General features: G+C 69.8%; 17 protein-coding genes. 11 read left to right on the top strand and 6 right to left on the bottom strand.

Features of this window, described 5'->3' with window-relative positions; genetic code table 11:
• Positions 1–30 precede the first annotated feature (30 nt).
• Positions 31–1110, bottom strand: a complete 1080-nt coding sequence (locus tag U2P90_RS04720) for an Lrp/AsnC family transcriptional regulator (RefSeq protein WP_322474010.1) — start codon at positions 1108–1110, stop codon at positions 31–33.
• Positions 1111–1210: 100 nt separating this feature from the next.
• On the opposite strand from U2P90_RS04720, the gene U2P90_RS04725 reads away from it, so the two are divergent.
• The 6 genes from U2P90_RS04725 to U2P90_RS04750 all read left to right on the top strand — a co-directional run bounded on the left by U2P90_RS04725 (position 1211) and on the right by U2P90_RS04750 (position 5188).
• Positions 1211–1504: an Lrp/AsnC family transcriptional regulator gene (locus tag U2P90_RS04725; protein ID WP_295816927.1), complete on the top strand. Its 294-nt coding sequence runs from the start codon at positions 1211–1213 to the stop codon at positions 1502–1504.
• A gap of 716 nt (positions 1505–2220) precedes the next feature.
• Positions 2221–2655 (top strand): hypothetical protein, encoded by a 435-nt coding sequence (locus U2P90_RS04730; RefSeq protein ID WP_295816930.1) that lies wholly within the window; start codon positions 2221–2223, stop codon positions 2653–2655.
• An 81-nt stretch (positions 2656–2736) separates the two neighbouring features.
• Positions 2737–3450: a guanylate kinase gene (gene gmk / locus U2P90_RS04735; protein ID WP_295816933.1), complete on the top strand. Its 714-nt coding sequence runs from the start codon at positions 2737–2739 to the stop codon at positions 3448–3450.
• A gap of 2 nt (positions 3451–3452) precedes the next feature.
• Entirely contained in the window at positions 3453–3983 is a 531-nt protein-coding gene (locus tag U2P90_RS04740; protein WP_322474011.1) for a macro domain-containing protein, read from the top strand.
• Positions 3984–4282: 299 nt separating this feature from the next.
• Positions 4283–4459, top strand: coding sequence for a hypothetical protein (locus U2P90_RS04745; RefSeq protein WP_295816939.1), 177 nt, complete (start codon positions 4283–4285; stop codon positions 4457–4459).
• Between the two features lie 3 nt (positions 4460–4462).
• Positions 4463–5188: an endonuclease III domain-containing protein gene (locus tag U2P90_RS04750; protein ID WP_322474012.1), complete on the top strand. Its 726-nt coding sequence runs from the start codon at positions 4463–4465 to the stop codon at positions 5186–5188.
• A 16-nt stretch (positions 5189–5204) separates the two neighbouring features.
• On the opposite strand, the gene U2P90_RS04755 is transcribed toward U2P90_RS04750, so the two are convergent.
• Positions 5205–6290, bottom strand: a complete 1086-nt coding sequence (locus U2P90_RS04755; RefSeq protein WP_322474013.1) for an AraC family transcriptional regulator — start codon at positions 6288–6290, stop codon at positions 5205–5207.
• Between the two features lie 104 nt (positions 6291–6394).
• On the opposite strand from U2P90_RS04755, the gene U2P90_RS04760 reads away from it, so the two are divergent.
• The 3 genes from U2P90_RS04760 to U2P90_RS04770 are packed head-to-tail and all read left to right on the top strand — an operon-like array spanning position 6395 to position 9821.
• On the top strand, positions 6395–7762 hold the full coding sequence (locus tag U2P90_RS04760) for a flavin-containing monooxygenase (protein WP_322474014.1): 1368 nt from the start codon (positions 6395–6397) through the stop codon (positions 7760–7762).
• Complete coding sequence (locus U2P90_RS04765) at positions 7759–8652, top strand: SDR family NAD(P)-dependent oxidoreductase (RefSeq protein ID WP_322474015.1); 894 nt, start codon at positions 7759–7761, stop codon at positions 8650–8652. Before U2P90_RS04760 ends, U2P90_RS04765 begins: the two co-directional genes overlap by 4 nt.
• Complete coding sequence (locus U2P90_RS04770) at positions 8649–9821, top strand: MFS transporter (RefSeq protein WP_322474016.1); 1173 nt, start codon at positions 8649–8651, stop codon at positions 9819–9821. The genes U2P90_RS04765 and U2P90_RS04770 overlap by 4 nt, the downstream gene beginning before the upstream one ends.
• Positions 9822–9833: 12 nt before the next feature.
• Here U2P90_RS04770 and U2P90_RS04775 read toward each other — a convergent pair whose 3' ends face one another.
• From U2P90_RS04775 to def, 3 genes are read right to left on the bottom strand one after another with little or no spacing between them, the layout of a single operon-like run.
• A complete protein-coding gene (locus U2P90_RS04775; protein ID WP_322474017.1) occupies positions 9834–10448 on the bottom strand; it encodes a hypothetical protein in 615 nt (204 codons plus the stop codon).
• Between the two features lie 16 nt (positions 10449–10464).
• Positions 10465–11418: a methionyl-tRNA formyltransferase gene (gene fmt / locus U2P90_RS04780; protein ID WP_322474018.1), complete on the bottom strand. Its 954-nt coding sequence runs from the start codon at positions 11416–11418 to the stop codon at positions 10465–10467.
• Positions 11415–12074 carry a peptide deformylase gene (def, locus tag U2P90_RS04785; protein ID WP_322474019.1) on the bottom strand — a complete coding sequence of 220 codons (660 nt, stop codon included), beginning with the start codon at positions 12072–12074 and terminating at the stop codon, positions 11415–11417. The genes fmt and def overlap by 4 nt, the downstream gene beginning before the upstream one ends.
• A gap of 112 nt (positions 12075–12186) precedes the next feature.
• Here def and U2P90_RS04790 point away from each other — a divergent pair, with 112 nt between their 5' ends.
• Together U2P90_RS04790 and surE are read left to right on the top strand one after the other, a co-directional pair.
• Positions 12187–13368: a tetratricopeptide repeat protein gene (locus U2P90_RS04790; protein WP_322474020.1), complete on the top strand. Its 1182-nt coding sequence runs from the start codon at positions 12187–12189 to the stop codon at positions 13366–13368.
• A 341-nt stretch (positions 13369–13709) separates the two neighbouring features.
• The gene (gene surE, locus U2P90_RS04795; protein WP_322474021.1) at positions 13710–14492 is read left to right on the top strand and encodes a 5'/3'-nucleotidase SurE; all 783 of its coding nucleotides are present in this window, start codon (positions 13710–13712) and stop codon (positions 14490–14492) included.
• 15 nt (positions 14493–14507) lie between these two features.
• Here the strand turns inward: surE and U2P90_RS04800 are convergent, their stop codons facing one another.
• Positions 14508–15734 (bottom strand): DUF6624 domain-containing protein, encoded by a 1227-nt coding sequence (locus tag U2P90_RS04800; RefSeq protein WP_322474022.1) that lies wholly within the window; start codon positions 15732–15734, stop codon positions 14508–14510.
• Positions 15735–15767 lie beyond the last annotated feature (33 nt).

Genomic DNA, 15767 nt, shown 5'->3' on the forward strand with positions numbered 1-15767 from the left:
ACCACATGTGGGTGCCCCGCCCGTCTGTCGTCAGGCGTCCGTGCCGAGGTGTGTTCTGGCCCACCCGTAGAACTCGGGCTTGTAGAACTCCAGCCGCACCTTCTTGTACTCCTTGGTCGAGTACAGGATGGCGTGATCCGTGCCCGGCACGACCTCCTGCTCGATGGCCTGGATCTTCCCGAAGGCCTCGTCCTTGCTGCGGCCGTGCACCATGGTGAAGATCGTGTACGGCCACTCCGGGTAGGTGGGCCGCAGGTAGCAGTGAGACACGGCCTTGAACTCGGCCATGCGCCGCCCGACCGCTGCCACGTCGTCCTGGGGCACCGCCCACACGCCCATGGCGTTGAAGGTGAAGCCCGCCTGCTGGTGGCGGAACACGGCCGACACGCGCCGCAGCGCCCCGGCCGCCTTCATCTTCTCGGCGTGCGCGGCGACCTCGTCAATGCTCAGGCCCAGCGCGGCGCAGGCGTCCGCGTAGGGTTCCTCGGTCACCGGCAGATCCTTCTGGAACTCCACCACGAAGGCGCGGTCAAGCTCGGTCACCGCGTAGCCGATGTTGCGCTGTTCGCTGGTGTACTGAGGCGCGGCCTTGGCGTTCCACGCCTCCTTGCCGGTCATGTCGAACTCCACCCCGATCTTGAACAGGTGCAGGGTGGGCATCAGGCGGGTCAGGCGCGCGCCGCTCAGCTCGTGCAGCTTCTGGACGTGGGCCTCCAGATCGCTCTCGGGCGGGACGGCGATCGTGTACCACAGGTTGAAATCGTGATTGCGGCGGTAGTTGTGGCTCACGCCGGGGTGCCCATTCACGACCGCTGCGCCAGCATCGAGCTGGTCGGCGTCGTGGACGGCTGCGACCAGGCTGCTCTGGTAGCCCAGGGTGCGCGTGTCGAAGATGGCGCTCACCTGCCGCAGCACGCCCTCGGCCTTGACCTCGCGCAGGATCGCCAGGGCCTCCTGCTCACTCAGCCCGACGTCCTGCGCGATCACCGCGTACGGCCGCTGCACGATGGGAATATCGCGCTGGATGCGGTTCAGGAGCTGGTCGCGCGGGCTGGGGGGGGCCGGCTGGTCGCCCGTGGGCTGACCAGTGGTGGGGACGGTGGCGGTCATGTCTAGCACCATACGCCCCCACCGCGCGGCGAAACGTCCCCGAACGAACGGTCAGGACGGAGCTGGCCCACCCGTGCCGTCGGCAGCGCACAATGACGGCATGGTGACCGCAATCGTGATGGTTCAGGCCGAGCGCCACAGTATCCAGAGCACCGCCGAGGCGCTGGCCGGCGTGGATGGCGTCCGTGAGGTCTATTCCGTGACGGGGGAGTGGGACATCGTGGCTGTCCTGAAGCTGGCGCAGTACGAGGATCTGGACGACGTGGTGACCGGCGGTCTGCGCCGCGTGCCGGGCATCGTGCGCACCCAGACCATGCTGGCCTTCCGCACCTACAGCGAGGAACTGCTCGATCAGGGCTTCGGCGTGGGTCTGGATGAGAGCCACAGCAGCTGACGGGCCGGGCGCCACGGCCCTGCGCTGCCGGGAAGCGTGAACAGGTCGGCTGTGTCAGGGGCGGCGGCTTCCGGTGCCGGGTGGGAGAAGGCGACGTCCCCCCAGCCCCGGCGTCCTCAGGGGTCGGCGCCGCAGTCAGGAACTCGGGAGTTCGCCTGAGATGCAGTGACCTGTGGTCTGACAGCGGTGTTCAGTTCCGCCCCGGGGCGGAACTGATGCCCCAGGGCTCCACTTCCAACCGCTGCCTTATCAGGGACTCGCTCCGCTCGTTTCAGAGGCAGTGAGGGCACTCCTCATTCCCTCTGAACTCTGCTGTGACAGCACGGTGATCTGCCAGATCCCCATGGTCACCGTCCGTACCATCGGCATGGGGATTGACTGGCTCCCGGCGGAGTTCAAGGCCGGCCGCCCGGAGTGCATCGGACGCCGTGAATGGCTGGATGTCTTGATGTTCTGTAGTTTCACCGGTGCCGCTTCATGGTCGGGCACTGGCGAGACTTGATAGGTTCAGATGCGGTCAATCATGGCGGGGTGCCTGGCATGCTGGTTCCGCAGTGATATTCACGAAGTCGGCAGATCTCTGCGGGCGCGTGCCAGATCCCCGATTCCACGGCTCTCCCGGTGATTCTCCTGACTCCCGTTTCCTCGATGTATGACGCAGCCCCTTTACAGCTAAGGCGGTTCGTGCTCATACTCTGGAACGGAGGATTGACAACATGGCTTATCGGAAACTCAGTGAACAGGTACATAAACTCAGCAACGCACAACGCAGTGATTCCTTTGTGAAGGCGTTCCGTGACGCGGTCCGCGATGGACAGTTCGAGGCCGCCTACATGCCCGAGCGCTTCACCCTGCCCAAGCAGTTCAGCCGGCGCGGCTCGGAAGGCACGTACCAGCGCGACGCCAAGGAGATGCTGTTCGACGCCACGCCTGCCTTCGAGAAGTGGTTCGAGCAGACCAACCGCGAACTGGCCGCCGCGCGCAAGGGTGGCAGCATCAAGCCCACGCTGGAGGCCGTCGAGGCCGGTCTGGTGGACTTCAAGGCCATGGCTGCCGAGACCCGCAAGAAGATGCAGGCCAGCTACACCAAGGGCCAGGCCCTGGGCAAGAGCCGCGCCAAGGGTGCGGGCACCAAGGGCAAGCGCAAGTAACGTTCAGGTGGCAGGCGGCGGGGCCCACGCAGGCCCCGCCGCCTGTTCTCATTCGTGCCCCGGACAGGTATTGTCCCTGGCATGACCTCCGACCCGTCCGCCATTCCTCTGCATCACGCTGCCCGCCGCGGCCTGCTCATTGTCATGACCGGCGCGTCCGGGGTGGGCAAGGGCACCCTGCGCGAGCAGTGGCTGGCCGGACAGGACGTGTTCTATTCGACCTCCTGGACGACCCGTGAGGCCCGCCCCGGCGAGCGCGACGGCATCGACTACATCTTCGTCACCCCCGCCGCCTTCGAGGCGAAGGTCATGGCCGACGGCTTTCTGGAACACGCGTCCTTTGTCGGCAACAGCTACGGCACACCGATCGAGCCGATCGAGGCGGCCCTGAGCCGGGGGCAGGACGTGGTGCTGGAGATCGAGGTCGAGGGGGCCATGCAGGTCAAGGCCCGCATGGGCGACGAGGCCATCCTCGTGTTCATCATGCCGCCCAGCCTGACCGAGCTGCGCCGCCGCCTGGAGGGCCGCGCCACCGAGACGCCTGAGCGCATCGAGAAGCGCCTTGCCCGGGCCCGCGAGGAGATCCGCGAGGCCCATGAGTTCCGCTTCGTGGTCGTGAACGACGACCTGGAGAAGGCCGTCGAGGGGCTGCGGGCGATCCAGACCGCCGAGCGTGCCCGGCAGCTCCCGGAAAACGAGTGGACGCCCGAAGACCGCGCCGCGCGCCTCAGGGCCGACACCCTGCGCTCGTACGCCCTGAGCGACGCTGACCTCCAGCGCGTCGTGGAGTCCTGATCATGCCGCTGGCCCTCGTGCAGGGCGACATCGCCGCGCAGACCACGGACGTGATCGTCACGGCCGCCAATGCCCAGCTGATGGGCGGCGGCGGTGTGGACGGCGTGATCCACCGCGCCGCCGGGCCGGAACTGCTGCGGGCCATCCGGGAGATCGGTGGCACCCCCACCGGAACCGCCGTCATCACCCCGGCCTTCGGGCTGGAAGCACAGGGCGTGAAGGCTGTGATCCATGCCGTCGGCCCCATCTGGCGGGGTGGGGCAGGGGGCGAGGCGGGGCTGCTGGCCGGGGCGTACCGCGCCAGTCTGGAATTCACTGTCCAGGGCGGCTATTCCTCGGTCGCCTTCCCGGCGATCAGCACCGGGGTGTACGGCTATCCGCTGGAGCAGGCGGCCGGGGTCGCCCTGAGGACGATCCGAGATGTTCTGACCACCCATCCGGAGCTGGACGTGCGTGTGGTGCTGTACGACCGGGGCGCCCTGAACGTCTTTCAACGGGTGCTGGAGCGGCTGGACGCACATCCGGGTGCATAAGTTGCGTCTGGACGCATACCGCGCTATATTCTCCCAATCACCGCCCAAGAGGGCGGATTTTTTATTGCCGGGTTGTGCCGGAGATATGCAGCAGCCTGATTTCAGCGCCGGATCAAACGTCGTCCCAGACAGTGTGTTCCAGATGCCCTGCATGAATTTGACTTCCGCTGAATTCCGCGCTATCTTTTTCATATCACCGCCGAAGAAGGCGGGTTTTTTATTTTCGGCCTGCTGACTGCGTTAAGGCGTCCTGAGGCCCCCGCCATCCGCGCCCTGCTCCCCACGCGCAAGCTGGGAGCATGAGCGACGAGCAGAAGACCGGCTACGACCCCGCCAACACGTCCCCCGCCGAGGGCCAGAGCCGCGAGATTCCCGCCGCCGACCGGGGCAAGGATCCCAATATCGATCCCGCCGCCAAGCCCGAACCCGCCGAGGGGGGCCGGGACGAGGTCGAGGACAGCGCCAGCGGCCAGTAGGCCGTGACCGCCGAGAGTGTTCTGAACGTGGCCCGTCCGGACGTGGAGCGGGCCGAACTGCTGGTGTGGTTGAAGGACACGCTGCGGGCCGAGTACGGCGAGCGGGGACTCGACTCCCGGCGCGAGCCCATGCACGAGCTGATCAGCACCATCCTGTCGCAGCGCACCACCCACGCCGACGAGGAAGCCGCGTATCAGGAACTGCGCGAACTGGGCGACTGGGACGCGATCATCGCCGCGCCGACCGAGCAGGTCGCCCACGCGATCCGCCGCTCGCAGTACCCCGAGAGCAAGGCCCCCCGGATTCAGCAGACGCTGGTGGCCCTGCGCGACTCGCCCGGCGGCTACAGCCTGGAGTTCCTGCGGGACATGCCGGTCAAGGACGCCCTGAAATTCCTGACTGATCTGCCCGGCGTGGGCATCAAGACGGCCAGTTTAGTCCTGCTGTTCAACTATGCCCGGCCGGTGTTTCCCGTCGATACCCACGTCCACCGCGTCACCACCCGGGTCGGCGCGATCCCGAAGATGGGCGAGCAGGCCGCGCACCGTGCCCTGCTGAAGCTCCTGCCGGCCGATCCCCCGTTCCTGTACGAACTGCACGTGAATCTGCTCCGGCATGGCCAGCGGGTGTGTTCGTGGACGGCCCCGAAGTGCGGCGTCTGCGTGCTGCGGGAGCGCTGTGACGCCTACGCCACGTATGGCGGCAAGGTGCCGAGCTGGAAGGCCTGAACACATTCCTTCGACATCACTCCTGATCCTCTGCCGCTGTCGAGGGCTGCTGCCGCAGGTCGTGGGGAGTCCGGCCCGTCCAGTTCCGCACGGCGCGGCGCAGGCTGCGGGCGTCGCTGTAACCCAGTTCGTGGGCGATGTGATCGGTCGAGGCCCCGGACGAGGTCAGCCACTCCTGCGCCTGATCGGAGAGCACCTCGGCACGGAGGGCGCGGAAGGACGTGCCCAGGCGGGCCAGGCGGTGGCGGACGGTTCGTGGGTGCAGGCCCAGCACGGCGGCCACGTCCGTCAGGTGCCGGGCGTCGGCAGGCTGCTGGCGCAGGCAGTCGCGCACCTGGGCGTCGAAGGTGTGGCCGGCCCGCTGCGCCTCGCCGTAGCTCAGGCGCTCGCACCACGCCACGGCGTCCCGGTGGGCGGCCGGATCGGCGCGGAGGAGCGGAAGGGGAAACCACCAGGCCGGCACCACAGTCACGTGTCCGGGTGCGCCCAGCGTGATGTCCCCGAACGCAGCGTGATAGCGCCGCTGCGTGTCCGGCGGCAGGGCCGGGGAGGTCAGTTCAGTGCGGGTCGGCCGCAGGTCGCGGCCGGTCTCCTGCCGCAGGATCGCGATCAGGCTGGCCAGGAATTCCTCGATCAGGAAGCGCTCGACGTCCGTATGCAGAGCGACTCCGGACTGCAGGTGCAGGTGCACGTCGTCACCGACGGTCTCGGCGTGCAGCAGCAGGGGCGTTCCGATCAGGCGCTGGTAGTGCAGGCCGACCCGGAAGGCCTCGCCCAGGGTGGCGCTGGTCATCATGGCGAAGCCCGCCGGGCCGAAGGAGCTGAGCGTCTGCGTGCGGCCGATGTCGATGCCCAGGGCGCTGGAGCGGCTGCCGTGCAGGGCCGTGCGGATCAGCGTGTTCACGTGAAACGCGCCCAGCAGCGGCACGGTCTTCAGGGCGTCGGCATCCGAGCGCCAGCGCGCCAGGTCGCCGGCCAGCGGGTGGGTGTCCGGTACGTCTCCAGCGGCCTGGAGCAGCGCCCGCCACAGCACCGGGGCGAACCGCAGGGGCCGGCCGGCGGTGCCCCCCGGTTCGCGCTGCAGCCGCGGATCCTTGCCCATTCTGTCCCCCCTGCACACCACTTTAACCCTGGGCAGGGCCACGGGGCCATGGTTCCATGACGCCAGTCCACGCGCCCTGACACGGCGTGTACGAAGGAGATGGCATGACCGAACGAACCTTCTGCATCATCGGTGCCGGGCCGTGTGGTCTGGCCCTGGCCCGCGCCTTCCGGAAGGCGGGTATCCGCTACGACCACGTCGAGCGGCATTCGGATGTCGGCGGCATCTGGGACATCGACAATCCCGGTTCGCCCATGTACCGCAGCGCCCACTTCATCTCGTCCAAGACCCAGTCGCATTTCCTGGGCTTCCCCATGACGGCCGACTACCCGGACTACCCGTCGAACACGCAGATCCTGGCGTACCTGCGGTCGTTCGCGCGGACATTCGGCCTGTACGACCACATCCGCTTCGGGGTGGGCGTGGTGGATGTCCAGCAGGTCAGCGGCGGCTGGCAGGTGGCGTTCTCGGACGGCGAGACCCGGACGTATGCCGGCGTGATCTGCGCCACGGGCACCAACTGGGAGCCGCAGGTGCCGCGCTTTGAAGGGGAGTTCTCGGGAGACCTGCGCCACAGCGTGACCTACACCTCGCCGGACGAATTCCGGGGCAAGAAGGTGCTGATCGTCGGGGCGGGCAACTCGGGCTGCGACATCGCCTGCGACGCGGCCCGCAACGCGAGCGCGGCCTTCATCAGCATGCGGCGCGGGTACCATTTCATCCCCAAGCGCGTCTTCGGGCAGCCCTCGGACGCCTTTGCGGCGAATGGCCCGCACCTGCCGGCGGCGCTGGAACGGCCCATCATGCAGGGGCTGCTGCGGCTGCTGGTGGGCGACCTGACGCGGGTGGGCCTGCCGAAACCGGATCACCGCCTGTTCGAGTCGCACCCGATCATGAACGACCAGCTGATCCACCACCTCGCGCACGGCGATATCCGGGTCAAACCCGACGTCGAGCGCTTCGACGGCCTGGACGTCGTCTTCCGCGACGGCACGCGCGAGGCCATCGACGTGGTCATCTGTGCGACCGGCTACACCATGAACATCCCGTACGCCCGGCGCTACTTCCAGTGGAAGTCCGAGCGCCCGGAGCTGTACCTGACCATCTTCAACCGCGAGCACCACAACCTGTTCGGGCTGGGCTACCTGGAGACCGACGGCGCGCTGTACGACCTGGCCGACTGGATGGCGCACCTGCTCACCCGCTACCTGCTGACCCAGGCGGCGTCCCCGGACGCTCCCCAGCCCTTCGACACGCTGATCCGCGACGACCGCACCGATCTGTCGGGTGGCCCGCATGTCGACAGCCCGCGCCACGCCCTGTACGTCCAGCGCCGGGCGTACCTGAAGCACCTGCGGGCGCTGTGCCGGCGGGTCGGCTGGCCCGAGCCCGACGCACATGCACTCGCCGTGCCTGTCACCGCCCCGCGCCCCCTGCCCGGCGGCGCGACCGGCCAGCAGGTGGGCGCATGACGGCCACGCGGAACCCGGCCGGGTGGGTCGCGGTGCTGACCGGCGCGGCCGGCGCCATCGGGGCCGAGATCGCCGTGGCGCTGGACGCCGCCGGGGCGCGGCTGGCCCTGGTCGATCTGAACCGGGAGGCGCTGGAGAGGGTGCAGGATCGCCTGAGCCGCCCGGCGCAGCTGATCGTGGCCGACCTGACCCGCCCCGAGGACATCGGGCGCATCCGCGCCGAGGTGATTGGCCACCACGGGGCCTGCCACCTGCTGATCAACAACGCGGGTGTCGTGATGGTGGAGGCCTTCGAGCGCAGCACCCCGGAGACCATAGAGACGGAGCTGCGCGTGAACCTCCTGGCCCCAGCCCTGCTGAGCCGCGAGTTCTTCCCGTGGCTGTGCCTGGGCTTCCAGAGTGGTCGCCACACCGAGCGCGGTCAGATCGTGAACATCGTGTCGATGGCGAGCATCGTGCCCATCGCGGAGAGCGCGGTCTACACGGCCTCCAAGTTCGGTCTGCGCGGCCTGATGCTGGCCCTGCACCAGCGCTTCGCGGCGCGGGGCGTGCACGTGAGCAGCATCCTGCCGGGGGCGGTCGATACCGGCATGCTGCGCCACGAGGCCACCCACGGCGGTTCGGCGCTGAACTTCCTGAGCGAGCCGCAGACCGCCCGGCAGATCGCCCAGGCGGTCATGAAGACCATCGCGCGGCCCCGGGTCGAGCGCTACGTGCCCATGTCGGACGGCGTGTCCGGCCTGCTGGTCATGCTGTTCCCGGGCCTGCTGTCCCGCCTGACCCCCCTGATGAGCGTGCTGGGCGAACGCGGCCGCCAGCGCTACCTGCGAACACGCGGCCTGGTGGCCGTCACGCCGCGCGACACGACCGGGCCGGTCACGCGGCCATGACGCCCTGGACGCTCCTGGGCGCCTACGCGCTGCTGACCGCCAGCACCCAGATGCTGTGGCTCACGTACGCGCCCATCACCACCGGGGCCGCCGCCGCGCTGGACACCACGGCAGGGGGGATCGGGTGGCTGTCGGCCGTCTTCCAGGCGCTGTACATCCTGCTGTCGGTGCCGGCGGGGCGGTGGCTGGATCGACACTTCCCCGTGGCGCTGGGCGTGGGGGCGCTGGGGGTGGCGGTGGGGGCCTTGGTACGCATGGCCGCTCCGGAGCAGTTCACGGCGCAGCTGGCCGGACAGATCCTGATCGCGCTGGCGCAGCCGCTGGTGCTGAACGCCGTGACCGGGATCAGCACGCGGTATTTCCCGCCGCGCGACCGCGCCGTGGTGGTAGGAGTGTCCACGGCCAGTTTGTTCCTGGGCATTCTCGTGGCCATGGTCAGCGGGCCGCTGCTCATGGAGGCCGGCGGCCTGGGGCTGGTGCTGCTGGCCCAGGCGGTGCCGACCGTGGTGGTGGCCGCTGCGCTGGTGGTGGGCCTGCGCCTGCGGCCGCCCGCGCCGGTGCCCCCGGTGCCAGAGGCCCAGCGCGGCGTGTATCTCGATCCGCTGATGTGGCGGCTGGGTCTGCTGCTGTTCGTGGGCTACGGCGTGTTCGCCGGCCTGAGCACGTGGCTGGAGCCGATCCTGGGGGTCTACGGGATCACCAGCGTGCAGAGCGGCACCCTGACCGCCGTGATGGTGCTGGCCAGCCTGCTCGGGTCGGCGCTGCTCGCTCCGGTGGTCGTGCGCCGGGGGCGCAGCCGCGACATGCTGTGCGGCTCGCTGCTGGTCGGGGCCGTGTCGCTGGCCGCCATCGCCACGGCGCACCCGCTGCCGTGGGTGGGGGCATGGCTGGCCGTGTGTGGCCTGTTCACCATGTCCACGCTGCCGGTCGTGCTCGAACTGGCCGAGACGAATGTGCCCGCCAGCTCACAGGGCGCGGCGGTCGGCTTCCTGATGCTGCTGGCCAATGCCGGTGCCCTGGTCATGGTGCTGGCCGTGCAGGGCGTCCTGCACACCGCCCCGTGGCCGCTGGTGGTGCTGGCCGCCGCCCTGATGCTCGTCGTGCCCCTCGCCGCCCGTCTGCCCGCCGCGTTCCGCTCAGCGCGCCCGGCCGATGTGACGCCTCGCTGAAACGGCCGCTCCTTATCCGCGTTCGCGTTCGCGCAGCACGAGCTGGATCAGGCCCATGAGCACCAGTTCGTCGTCGGCGTCCTGGCGGGGCTGGAGTTCCTCGATGGTGAAGCGTCGGGCAAAGAACGAGCGCTTCTTGTGGACGCGGTACGCGGGGTGCCCGGCGCTGTCGCTGACGGTGTACGTGGGGTTGACCAGATAGTCGAAGCCCATGCTGATCAGATCACCGACGAAGGGAATGGTGTCGATCAGGCCCTCGATGACGCCCAGCCACGGGTGGTCGTCGCGGATGGTGAAGCGCAGATCGTCGCCCGGCCCCAGCAGGTCGTAGGCCGCGCCCCACATCGTCCGCAGGCCCTGGGCCCGCAGCGAGCCGACCGGGCGGCCGTCGGCGCGCGTGATGAAGCGCTGGGCCTTCCAGTCGAGCGCCCCGGCCAGCAGGCCCCTGGCCTTCATGCCGTGCGTCTGGGTGCGGCGCGACTCGTCGCTGTACACACGCACCTCGTCCCGGACGCTGAATTTCTTCTCTTTGACCACCGCGACGAGCTGCCCGGAGGCGTCATGAACGCGCAGCTCGGTGAACAGGCTGAACTTGAATTCCAGGGTCAGGGGGAAGGTGAGGGTCACGCTCCGGGATACGGACTCAGGACGTGGGCGGTTCCCACACGTCCAGCCGGGTGCCCGGCGTGACCCCCGCCGCGTGGGCCCAGGCCGACGCAGGCTGAGCCTTGCGGGCCTCGGGCTGCACGGCTCCGATCCTCACCGCGCCCGCGCCCGCTGCCACCGTCATGCCGGTCTCGTCCACCCGCAGTACCTCGCCGGGCTGGCCGTGCCCCTCGGCTGCCGTCAGCGCCGTGAGTTTCAGGCGGGCACCGTTCAGGAAGGCGGTCGTCTGCGGCCACGCGGCCACGCCCCGGGAACGGTTCACGATCTGCGCGGCGCTGTCCGTCCAGCGCACGAAGCCGTCCTCCTTGACCAGCATGGGGGCGTGCGTGGCCAGTGCTCCGTCCTGCGGGGTGGGCGTCAGCGTGTCCACGCGCTCCAGGGCGGCCGCGATCAGCCGCGCGGCCTGCGTGGCCAGCGCGTCCGCGAGTTCCACACTCGTCCACGCGGGCTCGATGGGCAGCGCCTCCTGAAGCAGCACCGGGCCGGTGTCCATGCCGGGATCGGTCTGCATGATGGTCGTGCCGGTCACCGTCTCGCCGTTGATCAGGGCCCACTGGATCGGCGCGGCCCCCCGGTACGCGGGCAGCAGGCTGGTGTGCGTGTTCAGGAAGCCGTATCTGGGCACGGCCAGGAGCGACGCCGGCAGGATCTTGCCGTAGGCGCAGGTCACGGCCACGGCTGCGCCACTGTCCCGCAGCGTCGCCTCGAACTCCGCGTTGCCGCGCAGCTTCTTCGGCTGGGCCAGCGGGAGCCCCAGTGCCTGCGCGTGTGCCGCGACCGGCGGCGGCGTGAGCTTCAGGCCGCGCCCCACCGGCTTGTCCGGCTGCGCCACGACCAGCACGACCGGGAACTGTGCACGGATCGCGTCCAGCACCGGCACGGCGAAGGCCGGCGAGCCGAAAAAGGCAACGCGCAGCGGGGGAGAGGTCAAAGATTGCCTTCCACGGCGTGTTCCTGCTCGCGCCGCACCAGCTCGTTCAGGAAGGCCTTGGACTTCTGCTGGATCGCCAGCAGCTCCTTGCGGTACTCGTCGGTGACCTCGGCGGGCAGGCGGTCGAGGAACAGCACGCCGTCGAGGTGATCCGTCTCGTGCTGGAACACGCGGGCCAGGTAGTCGTCGGCCTCCAGCACCTGTGCGTGACCGTCGAGATCGGTGTAGCTGACCTGCACGGCGCGGGCACGGGCCACACCCTCCTCGTAGATGCCGGGGATGCTCAGGCAGCCTTCCTGGTACGAGCGGTCTTTCTTCTTGTCGATCACCTTCAGCACCGGGTTGATCATCACGAAGTCGCGCAGCACCCGCGAGCGCAGGGGCGTCTCCTTGCCCTCGTTCTCCTCCTCGTCGTCCTCGTATTCCACGGCCACGAACAGGCGCACCGGCAGGCCGATCTGCGGGGCGGCCAGGCCCACGCCCCGCGCTTCGAACATGGTCTCCAGCATGGTGTCGGCCACCTGACGCACCGACTGCGGCCCGAAGCCGGGCACGGTCAGCGGGTCGGTCACGCGCAGCGGCTTGGCCTTGCGGCGCAGCACGGGGTCGCCGTACAGACGCAGCGGATACACGCGGGGGGCAGCAGGATCGCTCACAATGTCTCCAGTTTTACCAGACCCCGCCCGCGAGCAACCGTGACGCCTTTGCGTCATTCTCACGTCCGCCGCACCGCCTGCCCGTAGGGTCGAAGGCAGCCAGGAGGTTCTCATGTCCGCATTCAAGTTCACTCCGATCCTGACCGCCGCTCTGCTGTGCGTGTCGGTCGCTGGCGCGCAGGCCACCGCCCCGGCCACGCCCACCGCGCCCGCACCGGCCACCACCCCGGCGGTCACGCCCGCCCCGGACGCTGCTGCGGCCGCCACCCAGGCCCGCACCCTGGCCGAGCAGGCCCGCGCCACGTACCCGAAGGGCAGCGCGAACATCGACCAGACGCTGTGGAAACAGGCCGCCGCTGCCGCCGAGTCGGCCGTGGCCGCCGCGCCGCAGAACGTCGAGTACCTGCGTCTGCGGGCCCAGATCTACACCGAGGTCGGCTTCTGGCGACAGGCCGAGCGGGCGTGGAACGCCGTGTTCGTGCGGCAGACGCCCACCCCCGGCAGCGAAGACGCCAAGACCGCCGCGACCGTCCAGTACAACCTGGGCTATGCCGCGTACACGCTGAACCAGCCCTCGGCGGCCACCGCTGCCTTCCGCACGTGCCTGGAGTACGACCCGCAGAGCCTGCTGTGCCTGACATGGTCGGCGCGCACCCAGCTGGAAGGCGGCAACTACGCGCAGGCCGCGCAGCTGTACGACCGGGCGCTGGCGCTCGCCCCGGCCGACAAGACCCTGACGTACTTCCGGGGACTGGCGCAGGGCGCCGGGCGCTATGGCCCCGCCGCCACCCGTGCCTTCAGCCGCGCCTACGGTGACCGCGACGCCGGTCGCCGGCCCCAGGCGCTGGCCGGGTTTCAGGAAGCGGCCCGCAACGCCCCCAACTTCACCGAGGCGTGGCGCGAGGCCGGCCGCCTGGCCCTGGAGCTGAACGACGCGCCCGCCGCCCTGGCCGCGTTCCAGGGAGCCGCCGCCCTGCCCGGCGCGAGCGCCGCCGACAAGTACAACCTGTCGCTGGCGCAGGAGGCCTCGCAGTTCGGGATCGGCCCCGTGCAGGCCTTCCGCGCGGCCTATGCGAAATACGCGGCGGGGGACAAGACCGGTGCGGGCACCGGCTTCCTGGCTGCCACCACGCAGAATCCCCAGTACGCCAAGGCGTGGGCGTGGCTGGGCCGCGTCCGCTACGAGGCGAAGGACTACCCTGGAGCCGCCGAGGCCTACGGCAAAGCGGTCGCCCTCGACCCGAACGACAAGACCAGCGCGTACTACCTGCGTCTGGCCCAGGCCGGGAAGTAGGAGAAGCTCAGCCGGATGACCTGAGCCATCAGGGACAGCGCCTCCACGGAGATGGTTCGTGGCGGCGCTGTCGCCGTTCAGGAGACTGTGCCCCAGCCGCACCGGACTTATCCACAGCCCTGCCGGAGTGGGGCTGTGGATAACGTCTTGACCCTGTGGATAACTGGCGTGGGGCCTGTGGGCAACTCCGGCATGATGTGTAAAACTTGCGTGTCAGACGTTAATTTCCTTCGACCGCCTAGCGGTGGCCCTGTCGCTGACTAGAGCCAGAGTTATCCACAGGAGCCTGTGGACAAGTGTCTGCGCCTCCTCCCTGACAGGTGGGCGCTACCCTGACGCGCATGACGACCCCTTCCCGCCCCAGCATCCTCGTCGCGAACGACGACGGCATCTTCAGCCCCGGGATCAAGGCCCTGGCCCTGGCCATGGCCACCCTGCCCGATGTGGACGTCATGGTCGTCGCGCCGGACGTCGAGCAGTCGGCGGTCGGGCACGGCATCACCATCCGCCGGCCGCTGCGGTTCAAGCACACGGCCAGCGCCGGGTTCGGGACCATCCCCGCGTACCGGGTGGATGGCACGCCCGCCGACTGCGTGGTGCTCGGCGTGCACCTGCTGGGCCGGCCCGATCTGATCGTCAGCGGGATCAACCTCGGGCCGAACCTGGGCGATGACCTGACGCACTCGGGCACCGTCGCCGCCGCGATCGAGGGGCTGGCGCTGGGCATCCCCGCCATTGCCTTCAGTCAGCAGGGCACGCAGGACGGCGAGTACGACTTCGCTGGCAGCGCCGCCTACGCTGCCCGGCTGGCTGCCCAGGTCATGCAGCGCGGCCTGCCGCCCCGCACCCTGCTGAACGTGAACTTCCCCCGCACCCGCCCCGCCGGCGTGCGCGTGACCCGCGTGGGTGAGCACCGCTGGGAGGACACCATCGTCACCCGCCACGACCCCGAGGGCCGGGAGTACCACTGGGTCGCCGGCACCAGCACCGCCCCGGATCGCCACGATCAGGACACCGACTACGGGGCCGTGGACGCCGGCATGATCAGCGTGACCCCGGTGCGCCTCGACCTGACCGCCCGCGACCTGATCGGTGAGGTTCAGGGCTACGTGCCGGGGGTGTGATTCAGGGCCGGGGCATCACGGCCGGGGCCGCTCGAACTGTTTCAGGTATTCCTCGATGGGTTCCAGGCCGACCCCCGCGCGCCGCTCGTTCACGTGGGCCGGGTCGGCCAGCAGAGCCGGCGAGGCTTTCCCCTGCACGTCGTCGAAGGACACCTGGGTGCCGTACACCTGCGGCTGCCCGTTTGCCAGCCGCACCCGGTCGGTCAGGTACGCGAGGTTCGTCGCTTCCTCCGGAGTGCTGCTCTGCTGGGTCATGAGGTCGAGGACGCATTCCTGCACGGCCGGCCGCGCGTCGGCGTGCTGGGCGAGCAGCCACGCGTTGAATGCCAGATCCGGGTTGCTGCGGTTCGTACTCGGCCAGCCGCGCTGGCGCAGCACTTCCTTGAGCCAGATGGTCGATTCCGCGTCCACGTCTGTCACAGAACGTGCTCCGGACTGCCCACTGCGGCTCGCCTGATCCTGCTCGACCAGCACGGCCGCCCGCTCCTCCAGCGCCGTGACCTGCCCGGGCGTCAGGGGCGTGTTCAGCGCCCGCACGCTCGTGAACCTGCGGCAGACCTCGTTCAGCACCACGGGGCGTTTCAGGCCGGCGGGTGTCGGCTGCGGCCGGGGCGTGGCGTTCATCTCGGCCAGCGTCTGCGCCAGCGGGGGCAGGCCGACCGCCGCGCGCCGGGCATCCACGCCCGCCTCGTCCTCGATGGGCAGCGGCGTCAGTCGGGACGCGCGGCGCAGCAGGAGCGTGCCGTAACGTTGCCCTGCGCCCACCTCGTTCAGGGCGGAATCCACCAGCGTCGCCGCCCGCCAGCGCTCCTGCGGCGTGGCCGCGGTGCCCAGCGCCGCCTGCCCCACGCAGGAGCGCAGGGCCGGATCGCCGAAGAAGCCGGCCGTGATCCCGGCCCGCAGCGCCGGATCGGCCGGCCAGCCCGTCACCGGCAGCAGCCGCCCCAGGTAGGCGTCGGTCTCCGCCGCGAGCGCGGTGATCTCCCGGAAGGTGGCGGCATCCAGCCGACCCGTCGTCATCCGGGCCGTCAGCGCTCCGGCTCGCGCCGCGTAGGCCCCCACGGTTGCCCGCACCGCCGCCGTGAAGGCCGGCGTCATGGGCGTGGCCTGCGGGGGCACGAGCCTCGCGCACCCCGCCGCGTCCGGCAGGCCCCCACCCTGGGCGGACGCCACGCCCAGCGCGGTCAGGAGGGTCAGCGCTGCGCCCCGTGTCCATCGTCGTGTGCCTTCTCGCCCGGTCATGGCCCGACTCTCCCGCATTCCGCGTTGCGTCGC

Origin of the sequence: Deinococcus sp. AB2017081 (assembly GCF_034440735.1) — a bacterium.
Taxonomy (GTDB): Bacteria; Deinococcota; Deinococci; order Deinococcales; family Deinococcaceae; genus Deinococcus; species Deinococcus rufus.